This is a genomic window from Lyngbya sp. PCC 8106, assembly GCF_000169095.1.
Taxonomy (GTDB): Bacteria; Cyanobacteriota; Cyanobacteriia; order Cyanobacteriales; family Microcoleaceae; genus Capilliphycus.
In genome coordinates, this window is the sequence record NZ_AAVU01000049.1 from 40,398 (window position 1) to 50,425 (window position 10,028).

A 10,028-nucleotide genomic window follows, 5' to 3' on the forward strand; every position below is an offset into this window, starting at 1 on the left:
AAGTTGTATTTATTTTGATCACCACTGTGAACAAGATCAAGAGATTCCCGCAACTCCCTCTAAAACCCTCTAATTCTGCTATTTTAGCGAGTGTGATTGGATTTGAACTTGTCATTGTGGCTATCTATCTGGGAAGCATTTTATTAACAGGGGAACCCTACGCGCCTTTCGACATGAATGGTCAAATGACGATTCCTTCTTTTTTGCAGGCGTTTTATCTGTTTGCCATTGGTTTGATCGCCTTGATGTTGTTTGTGACGGAACGCCGTTCTAAATTACCGCCTTCTGGGGGTTTTAAGTTAGCGATCGCTATTTTATTATTGTACGCGACTTTGGATGAAATCTTTGAAATTCATCTGCAACTGGATAACTGGTTTTCAGTCTTAGGAAAAGGAGATTGGATGGGAATTTATTTGGGTGTATTTTCCATCGCGCCTGCGGTTTGGTACAAAGATGTTCGGAAGTTGTGGCGAGTGTATCGTCAGGAAGCTTTAATTGTATTGTTAGGACTGACTTTATTAATTGTCGGAGGATTGGGGGCGGAACTGTTTAAAGGTTCGTTTCGAGTGATTATTGGGTTATTATTTCAGCATGATTTTATTATTTTTTTTGCGGAGAAAGTCAGAGTTGCGATTGAAGAATTCTCAGAACTTTTAGGAGAAACCCTAATTCTCTATGCAGCTTTTTTATTCCTGAAAAAACGTCGTCGCTGTCGTTTTCTATTTGCTAGAGGTAGCGGATAGGGAGATCGGGTGATGGGAAAGCCAGAAGTTGGGGGCGGAGGAAAGGGGGAGAAAGAAAAAAACTTCTGACTTTTGCCTCTTGACTTCTTCTAATTTTTGATCGATAACTAATCTGTATTCTTTCTTGAGTTTCATGTCATCTCACCAACCCGTCTTTTTACAGAGACAGAGATCGATGATAATTCTTCCCTAAGAAAGAGGCAGGTGTCCGGACAATCGTCTGATACTGAGAATAATACCAATAGCCCCCCGATAACATTACCTTTCCCTCTAGTATGTTAATCTCTGATTCCACAGCCGTAAGCTATTACGAAGTAGACTCACGAGAGTCGGTTGTACAGGAAGTTCCTCTCTCGAAAGAGTCTGTTAATCAAACCTCTGCATCTCAGCAAGGGATAGGATTAGTTTATCTCGCCTCCGGTTTTTTAGGAATTGCTTTTATTGTTATCTTGATTAAACAGTTACAAGCCCGGAAACTGATTAGAACTCAACTCTCGATCAGCAAGCCTTTTCAAAAAATTCCTTGTACAAATTGTCAATATTTTAATGGTAACGTTTATCTTAAATGTGCAGTTCAACCCTCTCTAGTGATGAGTGAACAAGCCAAAGATTGTACAGATTATCAACCTTTTGAGCGCAACAATTCCTCATTCTAAAGACTGATTATTAATCTAGACTCTATTCCTGATTTCTGCTTACGTCACTAACCCCAAACGTAATGCAGTAACCGCAGCTTGCACCCGATCATCAACCGACAATTTATTCATAATTCCTCGGACATGAGTTTTAATTGTATTTGGACTCAAGTACAATTCTTCAGCAATTTTTACATTCGTTTTCCCCTCGACCATCAACTTCAAAACCTCAAACTCTCGGGGCGATAAATTCGTACTTTTGAGATCACTTTGAGGAGTTGGCGGTTGTAAATGATTGATCACACATTTCGCCACCTGCGGATCAAGATAAGTCGCCCCCTCACTGGCTGCTGTGATCGCCGCCCGCAAACGATCAACACTCGCCCCTTTAATACAATAGGCATCCGCCCCACTCGACAACGCTGCGATCACCTCTGTTTCTGCGGTATGAGAGGTTAACATCACCACACGAATTTCAGGTAAAGCTTCCTTAATTTTTTGGGTAGCTTCTATCCCATCCATCCGAGGTAAACCAATATCCATTAAAATCAAATCCGGTTTTTGGTTTAACGCCGTTTCTACACCCAAATAACCATCTTCTGCAATTCCAATTAAATCAATATCTGCCCAATCCGATAAAACCTGTTCTAAGCCGAGTTGCATCATCGGATCATCTTCCACAATTAAAACACGCATAGTTCACCTTATTTAAAAAAACCTAGACTTGCAACACTTTAACAACCTCTCCGGCCTCAACTTGGGTACAATTAACAGGTAACACTGCTAAACCTGTAGTTTGGGCGAGATTCACTAAATTTGCACTGTTATGGGTTCCCCCTGCGAGTTTAAACTCATACTCACCATTGTTCACACTCAGTTTGCCCCAAAGATAGGTTTCTCGTTTTCCTTTCGACTGTAAATGACTCAGCGATCGCGCATTAATAAAAACAGGTTGACAATACTCTGATTTTAACCCCGAAAGTTTCCTCAAAGCCGGTTGGATAAACCGCCAACACGCGACTAAAGCCGAAACCGGATTTCCGGGTAAGCCAAAATAAACACAATCGGGAAACTTTGCCACCGTTAGGGGTTTACCGGGTTGCATCGCCACAGATTGGATGTGAATTTTACCGTCTAACTCCGTAATTATTTGTTCGATATAGTCATAATCTCCGACTGAAACTCCCCCCGTCGAAAGCACCACATCCGCCTGAGAAATCGCTTCAGAAATGGTTTGTTTCAAGGCTTGAGGATCATCCCGTACAATCCCAAAATTCAGGGGTTCTACGCCCATTTTCTGCATCAACGCAGTTAACGCATAATGGTTAGAATCAACCAATTGTCCTGGCCCCAAGGGTTGATCGGGTGTGACTAATTCATTGCCTGTAGAAAAAATGGCAACTTTGACTCGACGAAAAACTGGAACTTGTACACATTGACTCGCCGCTAATACCGCCATCTCTGCCGCATCTAGAAGAATTCCCGGCGTTAATAGCAATTCTCCGGCTTTGTAAAAAGAACCCTGACGACGCACAAACGCTGTCGATGGTGGACAGTTCAAAATAGTTACCCGATCACCTTGACGTTGGGTATCTTCCTGCATGACTATTGTATCCGCCCCCATTGGTAAACAAGCCCCAGTAAAGATCCGGGCGGCTTGTCCGGGTTGTAGAGTCTGTTGGGGTTGATATCCGGCAGGAATTTCTTCGACAATTTCTAGGGTTGGCTGATGATCAGTAGTACATCCGGTAATATCTACATAACGTACTGCATAACCGTCCATCGCGGAGTTATCCCAGTGAGGAAAATCAAGGTGACTGATCACAGGTGTTGCTAAGACTCGTCCTCTAGCATCTCGGAGATCAACAGTTTGTATATCTTGGGAACTCTCTAAGGGCTTTACTAAGTCAAAAATGATTGATTCGGCTTGGTCAACAGGTAACATAGAAGTTGAGTAGAAAACAATTTTATTTTATTTTAAGGGTTTGCCATTACCCCCAAAGCAAAACTGACTATGATGATGACAATATTTTACCATTGCAATAACCCGTTATTGTCTTGAGGGGTGGTGAGGGTTTTCTTTACAATACTGTTAAACTTGAATTGATTTTGGCATAATAGAAATACCTCGATCCCTGTGTTCAATCTGAACAAGCTTTATTTTCGCGTTTGATTTCTTTCTCTACCCCTATAATCAACTTTGTTTATATTCCCTCTCCATTAGTCTGTTATTCTTGTCGAAGACCAGGAAAACTCTTTTTAGAGAGTGTAGAAACCGATCAACAGCCTGTTCTCTATGATTCAGTAATTTTTCTGAATGGGGTGATTGTTTTCTCATTTTGAGAGAGACTCATGTTGAGGAATTTAAAAACATTGAAAATTATAAGTGGTGTAATATAAATCATGATTGATTCTAACGATAAGAGTATATTGGGTAGCATCCTCATTGTTGATGACTCTTTAGAACACTTAAACTTTTTAGCTGAAATGTTAAACAGTTATGGTTATTTGACGATCAAAGCCGAAAATGCAGAGATTGCACGAATCAAGACAGAATATCATAATCCAGACTTAATTTTATTAGATATTATTCTGCCTGAAGTTGATGGCTATAAATTCTGTCAATCTCTAAAATATCATCCTAATACTTCTGATATTCCGATTATTTTTATGAGTGATTTAGATGAATTGTTTGACAAAATAAAAGCCTTCAAAGTTGGAGGAGTTGATTATATTCCTAAACCTTTTCAAGTTGAAGAAGTGGTCGCTCGGGTTGAAAATCAGCTCGCCCTCAAACGTCAAAAAATACAACTCACTCAAGAAATAGAACGTCGTCAACAGGTTGAAGAAATTCTCTGTGAGTCTAGATCGCTATTAGCAAGTGTTTTAAATAGTTCACCCGATGGAATCGCAGCTTTTAAAGCGGTTCGTGATCAGACGGGAAAGATTGCTTATTTTCGCTGTGTTGTCGCTAATCCTCGGTTCGCTAAACTCATCGGTCAGCCTCCGAATAGTTTAGTCGGTCAACGAGTCCTAAAAAGTATGATTGATAAACTCGATCATACTCTATTTGAACAGTTAGTTCAGGTTGTCGAAATGGGAGAAACTTTAAATCAAGAGTTCCGTTTTAATATACACCATACTCAAAACTGGTATCAAATTACAGCGGTGAAAAATGGAGAGGGGTTTGCGGTGACGATTCGTGATATTTCCGAAGGCAAAGAATGGGAAATGTTACTCAATGAAACCAGTCAAAATATCTATCAACAAGCGATTTCAGATTCTTTAACTCAAATCGGAAATCGCCGTGCTTTTGATCATTATCTCCAACAAGAATGGCATCGAGCTAAACGAGAGCAATTAGTCCTGTCTTTGATCCTAGCAGATATTGATTATTTCAAGAGTTATAACGATCATTACGGCCATCAAGCAGGAGATGAGTGTTTGCGTCAAATTGCTCAAGCGATCCATGATGCAGTTAAGCGTCCGGCTGATTTTGTCGCTCGTTATGGGGGAGAAGAATTTGCGGTGATTTTACCCAATACGGACATAGAAGGGGCGAAACTTGTGGCGGAATTAATTCACTCCCAAATTCATCAACTCCAGCTTCCTCATCCTCAATCCACGGTTTGTCCATTCATCACTTTAAGTCAGGGTGTGAGTGCTTGTGTTCCCCAACCGGAAGATTCATTGAAAATGTTAATTGCTCGGACGGACGGGGCACTTTATCAAGCCAAAGAACAAGGACGTGATCGCATTGTAGAGGGTTAAAAGCTATGCTTTACGCTGTAACCCTTATAAACTCGTTACCCTCTATTTACTCAATCCAAACAACAGTTAAAGGATGAGTCAAATAAAAATAAACAAACAAAACCCCCTAAGTTATCTCTAGGGAGTTTAACACTACATTAGGAACTCAATCAAGTCTATTCAATCTACTGCAACTATTCTAGTTGATAAATGACTCTTAGAATGAGTTTAGCTGATGGGTCATTTACGTCAATTCCTAGTGCTGTTAGCTGTTCTGTAGCCGTCTTATAACCAAGTGGTTCTTTAGTGAATCCAGTTAGCATATCAACAGTAGAGCGGAAGTCAGACCATGACATATAATGCTTGCGGTTTACATCAACGCTATGCCCTAATGAAGCCGCTACAACGGTTTCAGGAATGCCGTACTTATGCTTTAACCAACTATTTAAGCGACGGAAAGCGTACATTTGAGTAACGGGAGAATTGTTGCTTGTCATCCATTGCCTGTGACTTCTGTTGAAACCTGACGTTATCGCATCTTCTGATAGATACCTGTCTTTATCCTCGTCAAAACAGAACACGTTAGTGAGTTCTAGGACGTTCCAGATACCCTTGTCTGTAGTAAACGGTAATGAAATTCTAAATCCCGTTTTAGTTGTTGCTCCCCACGGTGTATGACTACCCGTTACTAGCAACTTTAGTTCGTTGTTTGGGTCGTTGATAGCAGGGATAGTTACACCGTCTTTTGTGTACGGTTTGTCAAGGTTTAATGATGCTGCAATTTCAGTTGGTCTTAACCCATACATTGCAATCATTCCTGTTACCCATAACCACCGCTTTTTAGTTTGCTCGTAACAACTCCCTTCCTTTGTAGCTCTTTTAGCCGACTCTCTCCATTTTGTGAAATCATCCCATAGGATGTATTGCTTTTCTGTGAATTCAGTTTGCTTTGGGTCAATTTCTGAAAGCTTTTCTAGTAACATCATTGCTGTTGATTTGCTAGAATATGTTGCTATCTTTTTGAGAACGAAATAAGCGTTACGAAAAGACTTTGTACCTTTGTTCCAGTTGCTTAAAACAGCGTTAAAGTCTTTCCAGTTAGGGCATTTGTCCCAATTAGGGAATTTATTGAAATAAATCAAGTATGTGACTTTGTACGATTTGGTGAAGCTAGGATTATCTCTTGACCTTTTTTCGCCTGTATTTTTGTGTACTCCGTTGAAGTATTCATCTTCTATTTCTTGAAAAATTTCACGGTAGGTTTTAAGGTCGTTAACAATTTCGTTAACTTCTAAAATTTCTTGATCGTACCACCCCCAAAATTCTGATGTTGTTTTAAACTTGCTTAGTGCTTCTTTGACTTTCCATGCCTTGTCTCGCGCCTGATAAACACCTTCCGGTGCAAAGGGTACGTTACAGGACTTTGGTAGTCGCTTACCAGTCCCCGGGTACTTGAATTGAAGCATCAAGTATTTATTATCTTGAATTTTAAAACTGATACCTTTGGGCATGGTTGCCTTGACTTCATCTACTGTGTCCTTTACATCCTTAGCGTTCTTTAGAACGGCTTCATACCCTTTGTAAGACCCGCTATTGCTAGCTTCAGCTTTGTTACTCACTTTTTAATCATCCTTTAACTGTTGTTTGGATTGAGTAAATAGAGGGTAACGAGTTTATAAGGGTTACAGCGTAAAGCGTTAAAACCTATGATAGTAGTTTAATCAAATTGACAACAGAAAAGCTATGGACTCTCAAACCGATACAACATTAACCTCCGAGCAACATCGCCTCAAAATGCAGCGACGCAAGGAAGTTCAAGAACAGCGAGTCGCTAAAGCGTCGCAGACGAAAGGGTTAATTATCGTTCATACTGGAAACGGGAAAGGGAAGACAACCGCAGCTTTGGGGATGGTGATGCGATCGCTTGGTCACGGTTATCGGGTGGCGATTGTTCAGTTTATCAAAGGGGCTTGGGAACCCGCAGAAAAAGCCGTTTTTAGCCATTGGTTGGATCAGTTAGAGTTTCACGCCATGGGAGAAGGGTTTACGTGGGAAACTCAAAATCGCGATCGCGATATCGAAAAGGCGCAACAAGCTTGGGAAATGGCTTTATCTTTTATCCGTAATCCTGAGTATAAGTTAGTGTTGCTCGATGAAATTAATGTGGTGATCAAATTGGGATATCTCAGCGTGGAAACGGTGTTAGCCGGACTCGCAGAAAAACCCGAAGACACTCATATCATTTTAACGGGTCGAGGCGCACCCCAGGCGTTAATTGAACGGGCTGACCTGGTAACAGAAATGACCCTGGTTAAGCACCCTTTTCGAGAACAAGGGGTTAAAGCTCAACCCGGGATCGAATACTAGATCATATTTTAACTGAAATTGCCGGAATTCCCCATACCCTCGTGGGTGGGGATGAAAGGCAGGTCAATCAAGCGGTTCGTGCCGCGCAGATTTACAACGATCCACCGAACTTACCATCAATCTTTTCCGTGCTAAACTCAAGTTATGAGAAACGTTGTTAAGGTCAGAATCTATCCAACCACTGAACAGCAAGTAGCCTTATCAAAGGCGTTTGGCTGTGCTAGATGGTGGTGGAACCACGCTCTGAACCTAAATAACGAAATCTACAAGGCGACTGGGAAAGGATTATCAAGACAGGAATATAACAACCGCTTACCAGGACTCAAGAAGGAGTTTCCTTGGTTGGCTGAATGCTATTCTCAGGTGCTTCAGTCTGTGTCCCTGAATTTATCTCGGGCTTTTATCAACTTCTTTGAAGGTCGAACGAAATATCCCAACTTCAAAGGCAAGCACGGGAAACAATCAATCCAGTATCCGCAGCACGTCAAGCTACTAGATGGAGTGATTAAGCTTCCGAAAATTGGTGAAGTCAAAGCAAAGTTTCACCGAGCTTTTGATGGCAAGCTGAAAACCGTTACCGTTAGCATGGGTAAGACAGGCAAATACTACGCTTCCTTGCTGTTTGACGATGGACTGCCGGAACTCGAAACAAGTAATCAGGGTAAAGCGATTGGTATTGATGTAGGATTAACCCCCGATCGCAATTACATCTGACGGCTCAAAGTTTGACAACCCCAAGCCGTTTAAAAAACGAGAGAAAAATCTAAAACGTAAACAGCGCAAACTTTCCCGAAAACAGAAGGGTTCAAAGCGCCGAGAAAAAGCAAGACGCATTGTAGCGCGAGTGCATGAACGAATCGCCAACACTCGCAAAGACTTCCAGCACAAACTCTCTCGCAAATTGGTGAACGAAAACCAAGTCATCATTGTAGAGAATCTAGCAGTTAAAAACATGATAAAAAACCACAATCTAGCGAAAGCAATTAGCGATTGTGGCTGGTCTGAATTCACCAGACAATTAAAATACAAAGCAGAAAAAGACGGGAAAACCTACCTTGAAATTGGTCGATTTTTCCCGTCTAGCAAGACTTGTCATGTATGCCTAAATCGAATTGACAGCTTGCCGCTTGATATTCGGAGTTGGGAGTGTTCCAACTGCAAAACTAAGCACGACAGAGACATAAATGCGGCTGTAAATATTCGAGCCGGACGGCTTACGGATATTAGCGTTGGGAACCAGCGCTACTGCCCAAGGAGGCAATGTAAGACCAAAACGGGGGCGCAAGCCATCTGTAGCGGCGGTTGCTGTTGAGTTGGGAAGCTCCGTCCCCTTGTGGGCGGAGTAGTTCACCCTCTCCCCAGGCTTTCTCTGACACGGAGAGAGGTTAGAATTGCGATCAATCAAACTAGCTAGCCAGATATTCTCGCACTTGAGACTTCCGACGACGGAGGTGATTGAGAGCTTGATTTTCAAGCTGACGGACTCGTTCACGGCTGATGCTCATCCGAGCGCCTACTTTAGAGAGAGATAGTTCTTTACCATCTTCTAAGCCGTAGCGTAATAGAATCACCTCCCGTTGTTGCGGGGTTAATTCATCGATCAGGCTTTTGAGATCCTGACGTAGCAGTTCATGGGTGACGTAGTTATCAGCAGAAGCTGTTTCGTCTTCAAGCAGTTCTTGAAGTTCGGTATCTTGGTTGTCCCCCACTCGCAGATCCAACGAAATCGGATGGCGAGAAGCCAGCAAGTATTCCCGAATTTGAGAGGGTTCTAACTCTAAAGCTTCTGCAATTTCGGTGGGTGTCGGGTTGCGACCATATTTTTGAACCAAGTCCCGTTGAACTCGTTTGATTTTGTTGAGTTTTTCGGTGATATGGATCGGTAAACGAATCGTACGACCATTTTGAGCGATCGCCCGAGTAATGGCTTGTCGTACCCACCAGTAAGCGTAGGTGGAGAACTTATACCCTCTCATCGGGTCAAATTTTTCGACACCTCGTTCTAAACCGAGTGTTCCTTCTTGGATTAGATCCAAAAATTCCATGTTGCGCTTTTGGTATTTTTTAGCGATCGAAACAACTAAGCGCAGGTTCGCTTCGATCATTTTTTGTTTAGCGCGGCGACCGCAATCTAAAATACGATCTAGTTCATCTTCCGTTAATTCGACTTCATTTGCCCACTCTGTTTTGGAGGGTTCATGTTCGAGTTTTTTGGTCAATTTGTCTTTTTCTTCCAACTGTTTCATCATCTGTTGGACTTGCTTACCGTAGTGAATTTCTTCTTCTTGGGTAAGCAGAGGAACACGACCAATTTCATGCAGATAAGTCCGCACGGTGTCCACTGAAACCCCTGGTCGAGTGTTCCGTTTGGTAGATTGATCTTTTTTGAGATTGTTTACCTTAGCCATAGTTTTAAATTAAACTCCCTTAACTGAATCAAAATTGGTAGTGAGTCTACCCGACTCAACAATGAGTAGGAAAGAATGATTTGAGTGCGTTCTTTTTTGAACTGGTAGAAAGTCTGACCCTGTGG

At 41.9% G+C, this 10,028-nt stretch carries 8 protein-coding genes and 1 pseudogene; 5 read left to right on the top strand and 4 right to left on the bottom strand.

Features of this window, described 5'->3' with window-relative positions:
* The first annotated feature begins 26 nt into the window (after nt 1–26).
* Together L8106_RS24625 and L8106_RS24630 are read left to right on the top strand one after the other, a co-directional pair.
* Complete coding sequence (locus L8106_RS24625) at nt 27–743, top strand: hypothetical protein (protein WP_009787225.1); 717 nt, start codon at nt 27–29, stop codon at nt 741–743.
* A 275-nt stretch (nt 744–1,018) separates the two neighbouring features.
* Nucleotides 1,019–1,399: a hypothetical protein gene (locus L8106_RS24630; RefSeq protein ID WP_009787226.1), complete on the top strand. Its 381-nt coding sequence runs from the start codon at nt 1,019–1,021 to the stop codon at nt 1,397–1,399.
* A 39-nt stretch (nt 1,400–1,438) separates the two neighbouring features.
* Here L8106_RS24630 and L8106_RS24635 read toward each other — a convergent pair whose 3' ends face one another.
* Nucleotides 1,439–2,074: a response regulator transcription factor gene (locus tag L8106_RS24635; protein WP_009787227.1), complete on the bottom strand. Its 636-nt coding sequence runs from the start codon at nt 2,072–2,074 to the stop codon at nt 1,439–1,441.
* Nucleotides 2,075–2,096: 22 nt separating this feature from the next.
* Nucleotides 2,097–3,323, bottom strand: a complete 1,227-nt coding sequence (gene glp / locus L8106_RS24640) for a gephyrin-like molybdotransferase Glp (RefSeq protein ID WP_009787228.1) — start codon at nt 3,321–3,323, stop codon at nt 2,097–2,099.
* 458 nt (nt 3,324–3,781) lie between these two features.
* Here glp and L8106_RS24645 point away from each other — a divergent pair, with 458 nt between their 5' ends.
* On the top strand, nt 3,782–5,149 hold the full coding sequence (locus tag L8106_RS24645; RefSeq protein ID WP_009787229.1) for a diguanylate cyclase domain-containing protein: 1,368 nt from the start codon (nt 3,782–3,784) through the stop codon (nt 5,147–5,149).
* Nucleotides 5,150–5,322: 173 nt separating this feature from the next.
* Here L8106_RS24645 and L8106_RS24650 read toward each other — a convergent pair whose 3' ends face one another.
* A complete protein-coding gene (locus L8106_RS24650) occupies nt 5,323–6,747 on the bottom strand; it encodes a hypothetical protein (RefSeq protein WP_009787230.1) in 1,425 nt (474 codons plus the stop codon).
* 124 nt (nt 6,748–6,871) lie between these two features.
* On the opposite strand from L8106_RS24650, the gene cobO reads away from it, so the two are divergent.
* Together cobO and L8106_RS24660 are read left to right on the top strand one after the other, a co-directional pair.
* On the top strand, nt 6,872–7,495 hold the full coding sequence (gene cobO / locus L8106_RS24655) for a cob(I)yrinic acid a,c-diamide adenosyltransferase (RefSeq protein ID WP_009787231.1): 624 nt from the start codon (nt 6,872–6,874) through the stop codon (nt 7,493–7,495).
* Between the two features lie 144 nt (nt 7,496–7,639).
* A pseudogene (locus L8106_RS24660) lies at nt 7,640–8,841 on the top strand (RNA-guided endonuclease InsQ/TnpB family protein).
* Nucleotides 8,842–8,901: 60 nt separating this feature from the next.
* Here the strand turns inward: L8106_RS24660 and L8106_RS24665 are convergent.
* Nucleotides 8,902–9,903: an RNA polymerase sigma factor, RpoD/SigA family gene (locus L8106_RS24665; protein ID WP_009787234.1), complete on the bottom strand. Its 1,002-nt coding sequence runs from the start codon at nt 9,901–9,903 to the stop codon at nt 8,902–8,904.
* Between the last annotated feature and the right edge of the window lie 125 nt (nt 9,904–10,028).